Source organism: Bdellovibrio sp. BCCA (assembly GCF_037996825.1).
In the GTDB taxonomy this organism is placed as follows: Bacteria; Bdellovibrionota; Bdellovibrionia; order Bdellovibrionales; family Bdellovibrionaceae; genus Bdellovibrio.
In genome coordinates this window covers 2,714,317-2,731,972 of the sequence record NZ_JBBNAC010000001.1, presented here as the reverse complement: position 1 = coordinate 2,731,972, position 17,656 = coordinate 2,714,317, and the positions used below count along the sequence as shown (strand labels likewise).

General features: G+C 45.8%; 16 protein-coding genes. 9 read left to right on the top strand and 7 right to left on the bottom strand.

The features are described from left to right. The first annotated feature begins 43 nt into the window (after positions 1-43). Positions 44-1,231, top strand: a complete 1,188-nt coding sequence (locus AAAA78_RS13255) for an MFS transporter (protein WP_340592536.1) — start codon at positions 44-46, stop codon at positions 1,229-1,231. On the opposite strand, the gene AAAA78_RS13250 is transcribed toward AAAA78_RS13255, so the two are convergent. Then, the gene (locus AAAA78_RS13250) at positions 1,228-2,148 is read right to left on the bottom strand and encodes an outer membrane beta-barrel protein (RefSeq protein WP_340592535.1); all 921 of its coding nucleotides are present in this window, start codon (positions 2,146-2,148) and stop codon (positions 1,228-1,230) included. The genes AAAA78_RS13255 and AAAA78_RS13250 overlap by 4 nt on opposite strands. 277 nt (positions 2,149-2,425) lie before the next feature. On the opposite strand from AAAA78_RS13250, the gene AAAA78_RS13245 reads away from it, so the two are divergent. The 3 genes from AAAA78_RS13245 (at position 2,426) to AAAA78_RS13235 (ending at position 7,787) form a co-directional block, all read left to right on the top strand. Next, the gene (locus AAAA78_RS13245; RefSeq protein ID WP_340592534.1) at positions 2,426-3,088 is read left to right on the top strand and encodes an energy transducer TonB; all 663 of its coding nucleotides are present in this window, start codon (positions 2,426-2,428) and stop codon (positions 3,086-3,088) included. A 122-nt stretch (positions 3,089-3,210) separates the two neighbouring features. Beyond that, positions 3,211-3,753 (top strand): hypothetical protein, encoded by a 543-nt coding sequence (locus tag AAAA78_RS13240; RefSeq protein WP_340592533.1) that lies wholly within the window; start codon positions 3,211-3,213, stop codon positions 3,751-3,753. 107 nt (positions 3,754-3,860) lie between these two features. Beyond that, on the top strand, positions 3,861-7,787 hold the full coding sequence (locus AAAA78_RS13235; protein ID WP_340592532.1) for a tail fiber domain-containing protein: 3,927 nt from the start codon (positions 3,861-3,863) through the stop codon (positions 7,785-7,787). A 34-nt stretch (positions 7,788-7,821) separates the two neighbouring features. Here the strand turns inward: AAAA78_RS13235 and AAAA78_RS13230 are convergent, their stop codons facing one another. Further along, positions 7,822-9,369, bottom strand: coding sequence for an ArnT family glycosyltransferase (locus tag AAAA78_RS13230; protein ID WP_340592531.1), 1,548 nt, complete (start codon positions 9,367-9,369; stop codon positions 7,822-7,824). Between the two features lie 106 nt (positions 9,370-9,475). Between AAAA78_RS13230 and AAAA78_RS13225 the strand changes: the two genes are divergently transcribed. Next, positions 9,476-10,507 carry an MBL fold metallo-hydrolase gene (locus AAAA78_RS13225; RefSeq protein ID WP_340592530.1) on the top strand — a complete coding sequence of 344 codons (1,032 nt, stop codon included), beginning with the start codon at positions 9,476-9,478 and terminating at the stop codon, positions 10,505-10,507. A 9-nt stretch (positions 10,508-10,516) separates the two neighbouring features. Further along, complete coding sequence (gene aspA, locus AAAA78_RS13220; RefSeq protein WP_340592529.1) at positions 10,517-11,938, top strand: aspartate ammonia-lyase; 1,422 nt, start codon at positions 10,517-10,519, stop codon at positions 11,936-11,938. Positions 11,939-11,940: 2 nt separating this feature from the next. Here aspA and AAAA78_RS13215 read toward each other — a convergent pair whose 3' ends face one another. Then, positions 11,941-12,984 carry an FUSC family protein gene (locus AAAA78_RS13215; protein ID WP_340592528.1) on the bottom strand — a complete coding sequence of 348 codons (1,044 nt, stop codon included), beginning with the start codon at positions 12,982-12,984 and terminating at the stop codon, positions 11,941-11,943. Positions 12,985-13,015: 31 nt separating this feature from the next. On the opposite strand from AAAA78_RS13215, the gene AAAA78_RS13210 reads away from it, so the two are divergent. Then, positions 13,016-13,666 carry a DsbA family oxidoreductase gene (locus AAAA78_RS13210; protein WP_340592527.1) on the top strand — a complete coding sequence of 217 codons (651 nt, stop codon included), beginning with the start codon at positions 13,016-13,018 and terminating at the stop codon, positions 13,664-13,666. On the opposite strand, the gene AAAA78_RS13205 is transcribed toward AAAA78_RS13210, so the two are convergent. Further along, positions 13,572-14,426, bottom strand: a complete 855-nt coding sequence (locus AAAA78_RS13205; RefSeq protein WP_340592526.1) for a substrate-binding periplasmic protein — start codon at positions 14,424-14,426, stop codon at positions 13,572-13,574. The genes AAAA78_RS13210 and AAAA78_RS13205 overlap by 95 nt on opposite strands. Positions 14,427-14,447: 21 nt before the next feature. Between AAAA78_RS13205 and AAAA78_RS13200 the strand changes: the two genes are divergently transcribed. Beyond that, on the top strand, positions 14,448-14,576 hold the full coding sequence (locus AAAA78_RS13200; protein WP_340592525.1) for a hypothetical protein: 129 nt from the start codon (positions 14,448-14,450) through the stop codon (positions 14,574-14,576). A 126-nt stretch (positions 14,577-14,702) separates the two neighbouring features. Here AAAA78_RS13200 and AAAA78_RS13195 read toward each other — a convergent pair whose 3' ends face one another. The 3 genes from AAAA78_RS13195 to AAAA78_RS13185 all read right to left on the bottom strand — a co-directional run bounded on the left by AAAA78_RS13195 (position 14,703) and on the right by AAAA78_RS13185 (position 16,708). Further along, positions 14,703-15,194 carry a hypothetical protein gene (locus AAAA78_RS13195; protein ID WP_340592524.1) on the bottom strand — a complete coding sequence of 164 codons (492 nt, stop codon included), beginning with the start codon at positions 15,192-15,194 and terminating at the stop codon, positions 14,703-14,705. Between the two features lie 95 nt (positions 15,195-15,289). After that, positions 15,290-15,883 (bottom strand): DUF4360 domain-containing protein, encoded by a 594-nt coding sequence (locus tag AAAA78_RS13190; RefSeq protein WP_340592523.1) that lies wholly within the window; start codon positions 15,881-15,883, stop codon positions 15,290-15,292. Between the two features lie 63 nt (positions 15,884-15,946). Then, positions 15,947-16,708 (bottom strand): DUF4360 domain-containing protein, encoded by a 762-nt coding sequence (locus tag AAAA78_RS13185; RefSeq protein WP_340592522.1) that lies wholly within the window; start codon positions 16,706-16,708, stop codon positions 15,947-15,949. A gap of 167 nt (positions 16,709-16,875) precedes the next feature. Between AAAA78_RS13185 and mtgA the strand changes: the two genes are divergently transcribed. Then, complete coding sequence (mtgA, locus tag AAAA78_RS13180) at positions 16,876-17,619, top strand: monofunctional biosynthetic peptidoglycan transglycosylase (protein WP_445292006.1); 744 nt, start codon at positions 16,876-16,878, stop codon at positions 17,617-17,619. Positions 17,620-17,656 lie beyond the last annotated feature (37 nt).

The following is a 17,656-nucleotide window of genomic DNA, read 5'->3' as shown; positions in this document are numbered from 1 at the left end:
TCAACCAAAAGTAAGTCCGTACCTTTCGAGTCTGAGGCTATCTATGAAACAAAATCTTACTTCTTTTGTCCTTTGGGTGATGACGGTTGCAACGGGGTTGTGTGTTGCAAATCTTTATTACTGCCAACCACTGCTTCATCAAATTCAAAATACTTTTGGAGCCAGTGCCGCTGTGATGGGATGGATTCCGACAGGCACGCAGTTGGGATATGCCCTCGGCATGTTTTTCTTAAGTCCTTTAGGCGACCGCTTTGAAAGACGTCGTCTGATTTTTATTTCAACACTGGTGTCAGCAGTTTGTTTGATTGGTGTGGCGTTGTCGCCGAATATTTATTTCGTGATTGTTTTAAGTCTGCTCTTGGGTCTTGCGACAATGACTCCGCAATATATTATTCCTTTTGCTGCTCATCTTTCTTCTCCACAAAAAAGGGGACAGACGGTGGGTATGGTGATGAGTGGAATGCTTTTAGGAATTCTTTTAGCACGCACAGTTTCTGGTTTTATCGGCGACCTTTTTGGTTGGCGCGTGATGTTCGGTTCGGCTTCTGTTGTGCTCGTCATCTTAGCTTTCGTTTTGCGCGGAGCCCTTCCACAAAGTGAACCGAGCTTTTCGGGAAGTTATGTGGGACTTCTCAAATCCGTTATTCAACTCGTGAAAGAGCTTCCCGTTCTTCGTGAGTCGATGGTGTTTGGCTCGATGATGTTTGGTGCTTTTAGTGCCTTCTGGGCTACGTTGATTTATTTGATGGAATCTCCTGCTTTCAACCTCGGAGCGAAGACAGTGGGACTTTTTGGAATTTTAGGAGCGTCGGGAGCGTTGGCAGCTCCTCTTGTGGGGAGACTTGCCGACCGTCGCAGTCCACGTCAGACGGTGGGCTATGGCATCGCCATGATGGGAATTTCATTTTTGATTTATCTTTTCTGGGGAGGAACTTCTTTGATCGCTCTTAGTATTGGAGTTGTGATCATGGATGTGGGATTGCAAGTAGCTCACGTGTCCAATCAGAGCCGGGTGTTTTCATTGATTCCTGAGGCTCGAAGCCGACTGAACACGGCCTATATGTTTTTTTATTTTATCGGGGGAGCCGCAGGATCTTTGCTCGCCAGTATTGCCTGGTCACAGGCGCAGTGGACGGGTGTTTGTATTGTGGCACTGATTTTTGTACTTATCGCGGGAACGACTTATTTCTTTAAGAAGCCCGCGAAGAGCGCAGCGGCTGTGTCGTCTTAGAATTTCTTCTCGACACCGATCAGGAACATGTCTTGGTCTTTGTGATTGCCAGTGACAACGCGATTAAAACGAACGCCGACTTTCACAGTTTTTGTGACGTTCTTAGAAGCACCTAAACTCACAAGACCTAAAAGTTTTGTACGATCTTCAATGTCATCGCGTGCGATGTAAGGTCCCGCGCCAACACTGAAGGTCCAATTGTTTTCAGTCTTCGTCACATACCAAACTTGTCCGGCTACACCTTTGCGATCGACAACGCCCGTATTTCCTTCATGAATCACGCTGACAGAGTAAGCAACATTCGGAGTCGCAAGTTTTTGCACCTCCACTTGGAAGCCGCGAACCATGTCTGCTCCACCGCGAGTGGTGTGGGAGTTTCCTCCCCATACGCTGGCTTCAATATTTCTGCGAACGACCTCTTCACGAGCATCAGTAAAGTTGTAACCGACTCCGACAAAAAGAGTGTCCGTATTCACGGCTCCTGGAACTTGCGCATGCGTGTATTGTGCGCGCAGGTCAAAGTGAGATCCATAGATACGATAAAGAACGGCGATGGCCGCCATGGCTCCCAATTTTTTATCATTGAGTTGCTCGCCATTCACAGTTGTCGTGTTCATCGAGTAATAAGGACCTACACCGGCTTGAATAGAAAGATCTTTCGTAATCGGTTGATTGTACCAACCCATCACCGCAAAACCATCGCGATGATTGTTCTCTGGAGTGCCTTCGTTGTAGTACATCACACCGACGCGAGAGTTTTGTCCGGTCTTGTATTCATAGCCATACTGACCACCTTGATAGCCCGTCGAATTTCCGTCAGAAGCGCGACCAATGCCGCCCATACCATAGACACTGCCATCGTTAGCCACCGCACTAAATCCCATCAGCATCGCCAAAGTGCAAGCCATTCTTTTCATCGCGAATTCCTTTTGAAAAAGTCAACGAGGCTCAAGAAGCAAGCTCTGTGCTGAGCTTCGAACGCCTTAAAACGAAAGAAACAAGGAACGAGAATTACAGAAGTCCCACGAAGCGCAAATTTGCGAATCCTGCATAGTTCTTAAACGAAGAACCGTTTTTCAGTAGATTTTCATTTGCAGGAAATCAAGACGCCTTTAAATGCATTTAATACATTTTAGGACCCGAAGATTGAGTTTTTAAAGATCCAACCTTATAACTGCGTCTTAAGCGAAGCCTATGAAATTACCGAGAATTTCTTTAAACATAAATAAAACAATTCTTCTCTCTGCCTTATTGCACGGAGGAGCTTTCTTGTTGGGTCTTTCATTGGCCACTCCAGAAATAGTTCCATTACCAGTGGGAGTGGAACTCATGTACGGCGATGGAGGCCAGGAACGAGCCCCAAAAATCGAAGAAGCCAAACCGGTAAAAATAAAAACAGCCGTCGCCGCTGACGACTCCGATGCGCCTGCATTGAAAAATGAAAAAGTAGAAGCGACAACAGAACCTCGACAAGTCTCATCTGGAAAAACGATGGGCTCATTGGCGGGCACATCAGAAAAAGGCGCATTAGAAGGCAAAGAAGGTGTCGCCAACGGCATCGAAGTTTCCCCAGAGCAAAGATACCTCTACGAAATAAAAAAACTATTAGAGCGCCGCAAACGCTATCCAATGATGGCAAAAAAAATGGGCCACACCGGAAAAGTAACAATGCGATTTACTCTAGGCGCTGATGGATCTCTCAAAGAAAGTGAGATCGTAGAAAAAACTCCTTACGATTCCCTCAACAAGGCCGCACACGAATTGGTCAAAGGCATCGACGGAATGAAACCCTTCCCGCAAGAAATCCAAAAAACCTCTTGGGTTATTACAGTTCCTATCGAGTATTCGCTTAATTAAGTTTTATCCATAGAAATTCTTAATTATAAGTATAGGCACTATATATTTTCATAATGAATCAACACGCCATATAAGAGCTGCACGTGAGCAATCATGCGAATCTCAAAACGGAGGTCTTGAATATGAAAAATTTGATCGCTTTATTAAGTGTTTTGGTTTTGACGGCGACAGCTCATGCGGGTCACATCGACGAGAAAAACTTGGTGAGCTGGCTTAACTACGGTTTAGGTGCCTTGTCTGCAAACACCTTGGAAGATGGAAAAGTTCAGGTCATCGTTCAAGGAGCTATTCTGGCATATGCCGACAATCGTCCTCTGGTGGATTCCGAGACGGAAGGTCATTTGAAGGATGTTTTCCAAATGACGGGACTTAATGCTCTCATTATTACTTTTGATTCAAACTCTTGCTCGCAAAATGTAAATGCAGCAGATATTTTTCAGTGCCAGGTACAACAATCGAAAGTCGCAGTTCAAGGAGCGCGAGTCGATTTTGATGGTAAGATCGTCGCTCTTGGTAAAACAATCGCCTCTAACGATGTTCTGGTCCAAACAACTTTGGTTACACAGACATCTACGGATGGCAGTCAATTTTCTGATATCAAGGCTACTGTGAGCATCGGTGCATTGGGTTTAAACCAAATCAAAACGGGCCTGCGTCGTCACTAGGTCTCATTTTGAGAATTCATTTGTGAGTCATAATTCGAATTTGGCTACGAAATTCATTCTATAGAGAGTCGAGTTTAGTGTTTCTGTTAAAAATCCGATAAGAGGGCATGGCATCCCGAACGTATCTGTGCCTTCTTGTTGGTTTACTTGTCTTTGCACCGCTGGAGCTTTTTGCTTCGCCGAGTTCCTTTACCTATCAAGGTCGTATTCTAAAAACGGATGGGACTCCTCTTGAATACAATAATGTCAGCTTTGCTTTTGAAATCACGAATGCTTCCGGCAGTTGTGTTCTTTATCGCGAACAACGTGACAACATCAATATGCAAGGATCTAAAGGAATCTTTGATGTTCCAATCGGTTCTGGAAATCGCCTGTATCCGACCGGTCCTTCTTACACACTTCGTGATGCCTTTAATAATGCAGTCACGCATACCTGTGAAGGCGGAGCCACCTATGTAGCGAATGCCGATGACATTCGTATTTTGAAAGTTCAATTTCACGATGGGACTGGATGGAAGGTGATCACTCCGAACAACGAGATTCGTTCGGTCCCTTTTGCTTCCTTTTCCTATTCGGCGGCAAAGTTGGGCGATAAGTTACCGAGTGATTTCGTTTTAAAAAATACTTTGCAAACTTGTTCTCCGGGCCAGTATCTCACTTTTGATGGCGTCAACTTCACTTGTCAGAATGATGCCGGTGGCGCGGGAATGGTGAGTGACATTAATGTGACCGGTCCCTATCTGGCAAAATCCGGTACAGCCTCAATCCCGAATATTAGTGTGAACGTCGGTACAACTGCAGGGACCGTGGCGGCGGGTAATGATACTCGCTTCACGGATGCGCGCATTCCAACGGGATCTGCTGGTGGAGATTTGTTTGGGACTTATCCGAATCCTTCTGTGGCTAAGATTCAAGGAGTTGCGGTTTCAAATGCGGCTCCTGGCGCAGGAAATTTTTTGAAATACGATGGCTCGCAGTGGGGAAGTTTTGCGATTGCAATTAGCGACGTAACAAACTTGTCTTCGACACTTGCAACTTACCACACGACAGCGGCATTTAATGCTGCTGTGGGAAGTGCGAACTGTGCTGCTCATCAAACTCCTTATTGGAATTCGGTTTCTAGTTCCTTTCAATGTCAGTCTATCAATGTTTCTGTAGCGGGAGACGTGAGTGGAACTATTGGTGCGGTTTCTGTAAACAAAATCAAGGGCGTTGATGTTGATACGACTGGATTAACTTCCGGCCAAGTTTTGAAATATGACGGAACGAAGTGGGCTCCTGCGGCGGATTCAAATGCTGGTGGGACTGTGACTAATATTACGACTGGTACTGGTTTAAGCGGTGGTCCTATTACTACGATGGGAACTATTTCTTTAGCTAATACTGCGGTGACTGCGGGCTCTTATGGTTCGACAACGCAAGTTGGAACTTTCACTGTTGATGCTCAGGGACGCTTAACTGCGGCATCGAATGCGGCGATCGCTTTTCCTGTGACTTCTGTTGCCACAAAAACCGGCTCAGTCACTTTGGATTATGGAGATATTAACAGTGCTGCTTCAAAATATCTTACTTATAAACCGAATAACGTTGCTTGTGCCGATGGCCAGGTAATCAAATGGATCGCTGCCAACTCTCGTTGGGAGTGTGCGAATGATACTGACACGAATGCTGGTGGTACTATTACGAATATCGCAACTGGTACTGGTTTAAGTGGCGGTCCGATCACTTCTACTGGAACAATTTCGTTAGCAAACACGGCTGTGACGGCAGGGTCTTATACTCGCGCAAATATCACCGTCGATGCTCAAGGTCGTTTAACGGCTGCGAGCAATGGGGCTGCTGTTAATCTTGCAACCGAGATCACTGGTACTTTACCCATTGCAAATGGCGGTACGGGACAAACCACTGCAATTGCGGCTTTCAATGGTCTTTCTCCAAGCACAACTAAAGGTGATTTGATTGTTCACGACGGAACAAATGATATTCGTTTACCAGTCGGAACAAACGGACAAGTTCTTTCGGCAAACTCTGCCCAAGCTTCGGGTCTTCAGTGGATCACTCCGACAAATGGAACTGTGACAAATGTCACAGGCACTGCTCCCATTGTTGTCGCAACAGGTTCAACAACTCCGGCGATCTCAATTAACGATGCAACAACATCGACTAAAGGTGCCGTGCAAGTTGGTGCAGGTATTGCTGTGACATCAGGAACTATCAGTGCTGATCCGGCAAATTTTCCTTCTACAGTGCCAGTAAATAAAGGTGGTACGGGAGCGACGTCTCTTACTGCAAACAGACTTCTTGCCTCTAACGGAACGGGTTCCGCTGTAACAACATTTAACTGCGCGGTTGGACAGATGGTTTCTTTCGACGCCACAGGCTTAATGATCTGTTCAACTTTCACGACGGGCTCCGTGTTTTTAAATGGTGGAAATTCATTTTCAGCAACGGCGAATCTTGGAACGAATGATGCTTTCGATTTAAACATTAAAACTAACAATGCAACTCGAATTACGGTAGGTAGCGCGGGAAATGTCGCCATGGGCACGGCCCTTGATGCGGGCGCAACGCTCATGCTGAAATCCTTTACGACTTCAACGATTCCTCTGGGACTGGATTCTCCAGCGGGAGGAATCCCTAGTATCGATATTTCAAAAGATGGAACTTGGAAGTCTTCGATAGGTCTGACCGATGGATCTTCAGACGATTTGTATATTTCTAATGGTGTGGCCGCGGCGATTATTTTTGATACTAGCAATTTAGAAAAAATGCGCATCAGTTCAAATGGAAATGTCGGTATTGGTACTTCGAATCCACAAGCGCTCTTAGATGTTAACGGAAATATAAATATGGGCACACGTCTAACCTCTTCGGTGGACGGTGCCAATAATGCTTTTTGGTTGGCGAAAGGTTCCTCTGCAGAAGCGAACAGAATTGGTTTTGGAATAAATGCAGATCCCACAACGGGAGTTGTCAATTCAGTTTCACTGCGAACCAATGGGACGAATAGACTCAATGTCAATGCCAGCGGCAACGTGGGTATTGGTACGACAACTCAGGATAGAAATACAGTTATAGTTGAAAGCACTGGCGGCGGCGGTCGCGGCCTCTCAGTGCGCACATTCAATAATGCGAACACCGGGGGCGTGATCGAGGTGGCTGGCGGCCTTGGAACTCCATCAGCTCCGTTAGCACTGACGTCTGGGGCGTCTTTGGGATTTTATACACTCACCGGATATGATGGTTCAACTGTGCCGATGCAAAGTACCCCCAACGGGATGTTATCCAATGCTACTGAAAACTGGTCCACGTCTGCACATGGTGCCAACCTGAAGTTTGCAACAACTCCCAATGGCGCAACAAATGGTGTAGAAAGAATGCGTATTGATCAAAATGGCAAAGTTGGTATTGGGACGATAAATCCTGCCCATTTGTTGCAGGTATCTGCAAATGCTCCCGGAGGCTACACCGTAATTTCTAACGAAAACACCGGCGCGGGCGGACTTGCGTGGAATTGGCTTTCATCTTCAACGGCAGCTTCATTGGGAGCAAACTCGATGTGCTTTGAGGCCGGAGGCATTTGCAGAATGAGTCTGACGTCATCGGGCAACATGAACATCGGTGGAACCCTCACGCAGAACTCAGACATTCGCTTAAAAAAAGATATCCGATCTATCGCTGGCGCCTTGGATTCCGTGTCTCAGTTAGAAGGGGTCACCTATCATTGGATTGATCAGAACCGTGATCCATCTGAGCAAATCGGTCTTATCGCTCAAAATGTTGAAAAAGTTTTCCCGCAGGCTGTGAAGACAGACAAACAGGGAATTAAGTCTGTAGCTTATCAGGTTCTGGTGGCGCCTGTGATCAATGCTATTCATGAACTTCGTGAGTGGTTGTTAAAAACCGATGCACGCGTGCAGACTCTTGAGGCAGAAAGTGTGCGTTTAAAATCTCAGGTGGAAAAAACTGAAAAAGAAAACGCTGAACTGAAAGCACGTCTGGATAAAATTGAACAGCGCTTGAATTCCAAGTAATGACTTTAGAGCTGGGTGTTTTCCCAGCTCTTGTCTATTTTGTAATTCCTTGAAAATTTGTGCAGTAATAGACGTAAAAAGTCCGAGCATGAATTCCATGACGGAATGTTTTCATTTCTTCTTTTTGGCAAGAATCCCACTTCGCCCATTCGATAGGGTCTGCTGGATACTTCTCAGTGCTCACAAAGATCGCATCCTGTCCTTTAAGATTGTTCATCTCTTCAGGAGATTGCATCACCGTGTAGTGACTAACGGTGGAACTCAGCATGTACACTTTTTGTTTTGTGCCCCACGTGGTTTGCGCTGTGTTTTCATAACGATGAGCCGCAATGAAAGGCTTTCTGCCACTTTCGGCGTGAATTTCTCTTTGGCGACGATTGACGTATCGACCTAAATCTTCCCAGCCTGTGAATTCGTTGCTGAAATCGTAAGTGGTTTTCCATTCTCCGTTGGGATTAAAAAGTTTGTAGGCTTTTGGAATCCACGGATACACGAACGGAGTGTAGCTGACGAGTCCCAACACGATGAAGAATCCGGCGATACCCCATGTGTAGATTTTGTTTCTTGGTTTTACGATTTTGCGGCGGCCCCAGTAAAGACCTTGGGACCAGATAGCTCCGGCACCGATCAGCAGCAATGTGTAAGCAGCCCCACTCCAGTGAGGTTTGTAATCGGCAAACAAAGGTTGCGGATAAAAGACCGCGATAGAGGGCACCGTCAGGCAGAATAAAAATCTCCAGCGGGCCTCTTTGATTTTTACGAACGAAGTAATAAAAGCCAACACAATCATTACGTACAAGAACGGTGTTGTGAAGAGCAGCTGCGCGCCGAAGAATACAAACCAGCGTGACAAGTTGAAATGCTCGCCGGTGTGACGATCATGGAATTGATATTTAAATCCTGGCCATTCGTGAATGTGATTCCACCAGAAAATCGGTGTGCACAATGCGGTTGCGATTAAAAATCCCACCCACGGCCATGGCGTTAACAAATCTTTGCGGCGATTCGGAGTCGCCAGAAGATAAAGTCCAAATCCTGGTGCTAACAAAGCGATGATGAATTTGGAATTAAGTCCCAAGCCCATCAAAACGCCCAGCCACAACCACGTTTTTTTTACGCTCCAACGTTTGTCATCTTCACGCACGCCTTGCCAGAAGACCCACGAAGCCGCCACCCAACAGAACATAAACGGCGGTTCTGGTGAAGCGACATAACCGCCGAAGCCCCAAAACGGAGACCACAACAAAATCACGCCGACAAAAATCGCGGCCCATTCGTCGAACAAATCTTTGGTGAGCTTATAAAGTAAAACAACTGTTCCGACAAAACACAGAAAACCAGGAAGGCGAACTCCCAGATATGTGTCACCAAAAAGGCTCGTCGTGATGGCTTCAAGCCATGCAATCATGCCCGGATGATCGAAGTAAGAAAGCTGCAACCATTTTGACCAAGACCAGTGATACGCTTCATCGTCGATCAAACCAATGTTTAACGAGAAAAAAGCTCGAAATAGCAGTGTAAGAATAAAGAGAATTGTGACTTTCTGCGCTGTACTTTGCTGCTTCCAAAATTCACGAATCACGGGTGTTTTCCTTGTGAGAGATGTCAGAGATCAGTCCTATTATTTCATGGCGCGCAAGGCAACATCTTTCTTGCCTAGAGCAGAGGCTCAATGCGAATCTGCTCAGATGAAATGGACCCTTATTGCGACCACAGGAGTACTCCTTTTTTCGGGCTGTCAAAGCTATCGTTATTACGACCCGAAAAAGCCTCATCGTGGAGAAAATCGTTTTTATAATAACTACGATAATTCTCCCAAAGCGAACTTTTGGAAATGGCAATGGGCGCGCCTGACAGATTCAAAGCCTCCAGAGCCGCCATTTCAGCCCGTCGTTGTAAAAACGGATACAAATTATCTTCGCAACAATCGCAGCGAAAACACTTTAACATGGGTGGGACATGCGACGTCGCTTTTGCAAATTGAAGGCGTCAATATTTTGATGGACCCGGTGTTCTCTGAGCGTGTGTCTCCGGTGAGTTTTCTGGGGCCCAAACGTCTCACGTCATTGCCTTTTGAAATTTCCGATCTTCCGGCGATTGATGTCGTCGTGATTTCTCACGCGCACTACGATCACTTAGATCTTCCGACATTGCGTGAACTTGCGAAGCGCGATTCCAACACTTTATTTCTTGTGCCTTTAGGTGATGAAGCGCTTTTGAATTCCGAAGGAATTAAAAACGTCAAAGAAGTGGATTGGTGGAATCAGGTCGCGTTCAAAAATCTGACGCTCACATTCACGCCTGCTCAACACTGGAGCCAACGCAGCCTTTTTGACACGAACAAAACTCTTTGGGGTGGCTGGCACATTCAAGGGAAAAATCTCAAAGCTCTTTACACGGGTGATACGGGATACTCTCAAGACTTTGCTGATATTCGCAAAAAATTAGGAGCGGTGGATGTTGCGCTCATTCCGATTGGAGCTTACGAGCCCCGTTGGTTTATGAAAAAGCAACACGTCGATCCCGAAGAGGCCGTGAAAATTCATAAAGATTTAGAATCCAAACTTTCCATCGGCGTTCACTGGGGCACATTTCGGTTGTCTGATGAAGCGATGGCGGCACCTCAAGAAGATTTGAAAAAAGCTTTAGAGAAAGAAAATCTCAGTGCTGATGCCTTCCGTGTTTTGAAGCACGGTGAAATTTTGAAGTTAAAAAATTAAAGAGGACTTATGCAAAAATTCCGCGTTGAAAAAGATCTTTTAGGTGAAAAAAATGTTCCTGCGGATGCCTACTATGGCATTCACACTGTGCGCGCGATTGAAAATTTTCAAATTTCCGGAAAGACCATCGGAGACAGTGCTTTCTTCGTGCGAGGTTTGGCCTTGGCTAAAAAAGCCACGGCTCTTGCCAACGGAGAACTTGGTACAATTCCACCAGATATTGCAAAGTCTATCGTCGAAGCGTGTGACGTGATTTTGCAAGATCCAAAAAAATGGGCCTCACAATTTCCTTCTGATGTTTATCAAGGAGGAGCCGGCACGTCCGTCAATATGAATGCCAATGAGGTCATTGCAAATATCGCTTTAGAAAAGCGCGGAGTTCCTAAAGGAAGTTACTCCGTGATCAATCCCAACGATCACGTGAACAAATGTCAATCAACCAACGACGCGTATCCAACAGCCTTCCGCGTGAGCCTTTATGAGCACATCAATGTCGCTGTGAAAGCCATTGATGATTTGGCGGCGACCTTTGAAGCCAAGGGGCAAGAGTTTAAAAATGTTCTTAAGATGGGGCGCACGCAATTGCAGGATGCCGTTCCGATGTCCTTGGGACAAGAGTTCAATGCCTTTGCGACACTTCTTAAAGAAGACAGTCGTTTGATTAAAAACGTTCAAAAATTAATCTTGGAAGTAAACTTAGGTGCAACGGCGATTGGTACGGGGATCAATGCGCCTCCAGGCTACGCTCCTTTAGCCGTGCAAAAGTTAGCTGAAGTTACAGGTTATCCGTTTGAACAATCCGAAGATTTGATTGAAGCCACAAGTGATTGCGGCGCTTACATCATCATTTCAGGAGCGTTGAAGCGCACGGCCGTGAAGCTTTCGAAGATCTGCAATGATTTGCGTCTGCTAAGCTCGGGGCCTCGTGCAGGTCTTAAAGAAATCAATCTGCCAGAGATGCAAGCAGGCTCTTCCATTATGCCGGCGAAAGTAAATCCAGTGATTCCTGAAGTCGTCAACCAAGTGTCTTTTAAAATTATCGGAAATGATTTGGCGATCACCCTCGCGGCAGAAGCAGGACAACTGCAACTGAACGTGATGGAGCCTGTGATCGCATCCAGCATGTTTGAGTCGTTGGATCTTCTGACTCATGCCTGCACAACTTTGCAAAACAAATGTGTTAAAGGCATTACGGCCAATGTAGATCGCTGCCGTGATTATGTGATGAACAGCATTGGTATCGTTACGTTTCTCGATCCTCTGATTGGTCACGATGAAGGTGATAAGATCGGAAAAATTTGTGCAGAGACGGGAAAAAGTGTTGCCGAAGTGGCTCTTGAAAGAGGTGTCGTCACGCAAGAGCAGTTGAGCGAAATTTTCTCCATCGACAATCTGCTCAATCCAAAATACATGGGCAAATTAAATAAATAAATTTATTCGCGGGGAGGCGGGCTGTCTCTCCAGAGAAATTGAGGATTCGCAAAGACGACTCCCAAAAGACTTAAGAGACAGCCAAGTCCCGTGGCCTGCAAACGTAAAAGCGGCGTGTGAGTGTCGCCGTGCTCAATGCTGGGAATATCCAAAATCAAAAGAAGCATCACCACGACAACGGCAGATCCCAACCAGTAACTGCGACTTAAAGCCCAAGGCCCCCAAAAACTGATCAACGTTAAAACAAGAATCGCAAGCCATGGAGAATGGATTGTCAGAATAAGTCCTTCCGCAACCAAAACGCCGATCAAGGTTCCAAAAAATCTTTGCAAGTTCCTGTAAATACTTTGTTTCGCGTCCGGTCTCATGATGATGAGCACAGTCCCCACGGCCCAATAACCGTGATCGATTTTAAAGTAATCGACAATGATCAACGTAATTAAAACACTCACGCTGTAGCTAAAGGCGTACAGGTATCGACTTTTTCCCTGCTTAAAAGATTCTTTAAATTTTGTGCGAAGGCGTGCAAAAGGATTCGGATTGTGACGACGAAGAAAAACTAAGAGGGACAGAAATAAAATGACACAGAGATATCCCAAGAACGCATAAGCTAAAGCGGCTGCGAAATATTTTTTGATAGCGATGGAATAAGCTCCCGCTAAAATTTGAAAGGTGCCAAAAAGAACGGCTCGCTCAAGCTCAGCACCTTCTCCTCCCATAAGCCCCATCCAAAAGGTGATGGCTAGCAAAATCGGAATCATAAGTGACCTCTGATCGCCAGTAAGAACTCCGATAAGAAGTCCGCCTAACAAAAATAAAAATGTCAGCGTGATCACCCAAAGACGGTGTCCCAAGGTCCCCAAATGATCGTTGAGTACCAGCAAAAATCCGACTAAAGCTCCGAAAATAGACAGAGGCAATTGTCCCAATAATACGCCAATCACCAACGGGAACGCCGTCGCGAAAGCGCACACCACCATGCGAGGCCACGGAGAAGGAACAGGATTAATTTTAAGAGCCTCTTGGAGATGATGGCGTAAACCCATATGTTTGAGTATAATATGCGAGAGGTGGAATATGAAAAAGAAAATCATTGTAGAAGCCGTTGTCGACATTGTGTGCCCATGGTGTTTTGTCGGGAAAAAAAGCCTCTTAGATGCCGTTGCTCAAAGTCGCGATGAATTTGACATTGATGTGCGCTTTCTGCCGTTTCAATTGGATGCTTCTACTCCACGAGAGGGCGTTTCACGTTCTGAATATTTAAAAAAGAAATTTGGCAGTGACAGCCGCTTTCAAGCAGCAGAAGCGATGGTGCAAAAAGCCGCGAAAGCCGCCGGCACAGAAATCCATTTTGAAAAAATGCACGTGCACATCAACACGTTTGATTGCCATCGTCTTATTTGGTGGGCGACTCAGGACGGAAAGCAACTTGAAGTCGCTAATGCGATTTACGACGCTTATTATGTCAAGGGCGAGGATCTTTCCAAAATGGAAAACCTTCAAATCGTGATGAGCCGGGTAGGATACGAACCTCAAAAAGTCGAAGAATTTTTAAAAAGCTCGCAAGGCAGTCAGGAAGTTAAAAACCTTATTGAAGAAGCTTATAATATCGGAGTCAGTGGCGTTCCATTCTTTATTCTGAATCGGGAAATAGGAATTTCAGGAGCCCAGCCGAAAGAGATTTTCTTACAGGCGTTTCAGGAAACACAAACTCATCAGGAGGATTGATCACCACGACATCCATGGGCGCGGGATGATTTCCGAACCATTTTTGATGGAGAGTTTTAAACTCTCCATTTTTTTTAACATCGGTAAAAGCCCTTTGCCATTTTTCGACAGTCTCTTTTGGCGTGCCTCGTGAAAAAGCAAAATAAAGTGAACTTTTCTTAAGCAAGGAAAAGGCTTTTTGCGAAGCATCCGCAGGATACCCGGCTTCTTTCAAAAGCTCTTTAATCACGAGAGCATCTTCACAAATAAAATCCACACGTCCGGCCATCAGCATTTTTAAATTACTGATAGGAGAATTCACCGGAACTATATTTTTAAAATCGTACTCTTCCAAAGTTTTTTGAAAGACGGTGCCGCGATGAACGCCAATCGTGAACTTTTCGCGGATCTCATCCAGGGTATGAAATTCTGTAGGGAAAGAGCGGCGCGTGTAAAGCGCAATCTCTCCATTGGCGATCGGGCCTAAAAGAGTGAATAATTTTTCTCTTTCTGGAGTGCGAGTCATCGTGAAAAGAAGAACGTTGGGTTTGGTTTTGACCAGCTCATAGCCGCGTGGCCAAGGAACGACTTCGATAAGATCATTGGAGTTCATGCGTTTTTGTAAAAGCTGAGTCAGCTCGACAGCCATTCCCTGGGGCGCTCCGGATTTTTCGTAGGTCACAGGAGGCCAGTTCTCCGTCAAAATTCTTAACCGGGAATTTTGCGCCGAAGAAATCTGAGAGAGGAGCATAAGAAAGACAATTAACAGAACTCTGGCCATGGTCTCATCTTAACATAAAGAATGAAGTTGAAATGTTACGACAAAGACAGCTTTGCCGAATGCAACGGCAACTCAGATTTTGTTTTTGTGTTTGCGCAAAGACCTCTGTTCAAAGTCCAGCGACATTTCCAAGAACCACAAGAACAATAAGGCTTCCGCCGACAAAGAGGGAAGTCAGGAATTGATTTCTGAACATAGTGATCCTCCAAGCCTTCGTTTCAATTCAATCATAATCCTTGAAGGAGTCACCAGGGAGCTGTTTTTTAGAATAAAACTTTAGTTTCGTTTCTTACGCGCTTGATGGCGATGTTCTTCTTGCCAGCTTTTTCTTTCGGCAGCCGCTTGGTCTTTGCTAATTTCGGCTTGAGGCAGATGTTGCAAAGTCGCGCGCAATTGTGAATGCAAAGGCAGCAAAGAAGCACCTGACATCAAAAGACCGTTATATTGTTTTGCAAAACTGTCGGCATCAGTGGCATTTTGATCAAACAAAAGTCTTTCGATTTCAGAACGAGCCGTGCTCGCATGTTGGTCCGTAATAAATTCCAGCTCTGTCATGATATCAATGTCAGCCATCAACGAAGTCAATTCACGAAGCCAGATGTATCTTTCAGCCGTCATCAAAACTTGAAACCACTCTGTGGGAGCCGCTTGGTAACCGACTTCGCGGTCGAATTCTTCTTTAAGAGAATTAAGAACTTCTTTTTGCAGGGCCCAAAGGGCTTGACGAACTTGAAAGGCTTTAGAGTGGTGGGCGGATTGTTGGGACATCAGCGGCTCCTGTTAATATGCAAAAGTAGATGTTAACGCATTTTTGAATGGAAAACATCTACTTTTGCCTGAGAAGCCCGGTGCTTTAAGTCAAACTATCTGCAACGTCTCCATTGAAGATGGTAGATCACGCCGGAAGTAATATCCGCGCTATCCACTGTCGCCAAAGTTTGCTCGCCGCGTGGATTTGTTTGCGCCATCATCGAAGTGTTTACGCGAAGGTTCACGCTCTCTCCGCAAGGAGTCCAAACAACGGCACTTGCGATAAGATTGTCAGTCAAAGTGTAAACATCGTTGTAAGGTCCAACGAAAGTTCTTGAAACGCGAGGACCACGAGCGCCAGCCCAGAAATATTCAGCGTCAAAACGCGCTTGTCCCCCACGAGGAACTGAGTTGAATCCGCGGTAGTCCACTTGGAAAACAGACACGCTGTAACCTTGTGGCACTCTCACTGGAATAGAGATGTTGCAAGACTTGCGATCCACACGACGTCCGCCGCCGGCTTCCGCAACATAGTTATCAAAAAGGATGCTGAGTGCCGTTTGATCCGGACTCAAAGTGACACTCGCAGATCCCGCTGGACAGCCTGTACCACCGTAAGCTGGATCGCCTAAGCTCACTTGAGCTTGCGCTTCAAGGCTTAAAGCCGACATCACACCAACGAGCATTAGTAATAGTTTCGATTTCATGGTTCCCCCTTTTGGTTTTTGTTTTTTCCCTTAAATTATTTTTTTAAATTTGAATTTTAGTTTTTATCGGCCACCTGGAAAACGCGGCGGTCTTCCTGGATTTGGATTCGGACCTGGGCGCGGATTACCAGGCTCTTGCACCGGCGGACGTGAGCCGCCACCTGAAGGAGCACACTGTCTCCACGCGAGTTTGTATTTTTGCGATTGCACTTGGCCATCGATACTGTCCAAAGTGATTTGCGCTTGAACGAGTGACGACAAATTAAGATTTCTCGCCATCAAGTAAGTCGTGATAAAGAGCGATTGATTTTCTTGGTTGCTGCAAGGAGCCCAAGGTGCCACACGCGGATCAATGTCGTGATGGATGTAGTAGTTGTCATTGTAAGGACCGCGGAACTCTTGCAAACGGAAGTTGTAAGTGCCACCGTTTTCGTAACCCGGTCTTTCGTTGCGTGGCTTGCTGCCATCAAAAGAGTAAAGAGCTTGGTGCATCACAGTTGTGCCGGCTTCAGAGTAAGCGTATCCACGATAATCCGCAGATAAAACGGCGAAAGTCCAACCGCGCGGAACAAAGAAATTCACTTTGAGTTCACAATTTAAACGAACAATCGGATTTTGCATTGTTGAGGCTGCAGAAAAATTATCGAGAAGAAGAGAAAAGGTCTGGCCATCCGGAGAAATCATCGCGTTGTAGGATCCAGCAGGACAACCGCTACCGACGGCCTGCAGGCTTTGAATTCTCACACCAGGAGGTGTCTGTGCTTGTGAATGTTGAGAGAGTACAAATAAAAGTAAACCAACCAATGGTGCGAAGCCTCGCCACATAATTCCCCCTTATAATCGCTCTTCCCCCGAAGAGTTGGTGACAATCGTCACCTGGTATCCCCTATAGCAAGGGGTGGGCCAGGAGGTTTGGGCGCAGGATGACCCCGCTTCTTTCTGGAAGTGCTGCCAAAAATATGGTATTCCTAGGACTCTTGTGGAATAAAACAATGAAAATAAACTGGGTGCGTTTAAGAAAATGGATATTGCAAGCAGTGCTGTTCTTTTTTGTGAGCAGCTTGGGCCTTGTCTTGCTTTATCGTTTTGTCCCAGTTCCGTTGACTCCACTCATGGTGATCCGTTCAGTGGAATCATTAGGAGCAGAGAAGTTTGTCGGTATCGACAAAGATTGGGTGCCGCTCGAAGATATCTCTCCTTCTGTACAAAGAGCCGTTCTTAAAGCTGAAGACTATCGTTTTTTTGATCACAATGGTTTTGATTACGATGCCATTCAAAAGGCGATGAAATTCAATCAAACTCACAAGCGAAAAAAAGGCGCGAGCACCATCAGTCAGCAAACGGCGAAGAATGTTTTTTTATGGCCGTATCGCGATTGGGTTCGCAAAGGTTTTGAAGCGTACTTCACGGTCTTGATAGAATTCGTCTGGCCTAAAGAGCGCATCATGGAAGTTTATCTCAATGTTATCGAGCTGGGACCTGGCGTTTACGGCGTTGAAGCGGCTTCGCAAAAATATTTTAAAAAGACCGCGAAAAGTTTAAATCCTTATCAAGCTTCTTTAATGGCAGCGGTTCTGCCAAATCCGCGTAAGTTTCGCATTGATCGGCCGTCCATATATGTGATGGCTCGTCAGCGTCGCATTCTCAATCGTGTGGCACCGGAAATTCCTAAATCTGCAGATGCTTCTCTTTTAGATTTCTTAGATCTTAAATTTGACTCTGAAGACGACGAATAGTCCCTCGTCCAGACCAAACTGGCGCTCTGATGTAAAC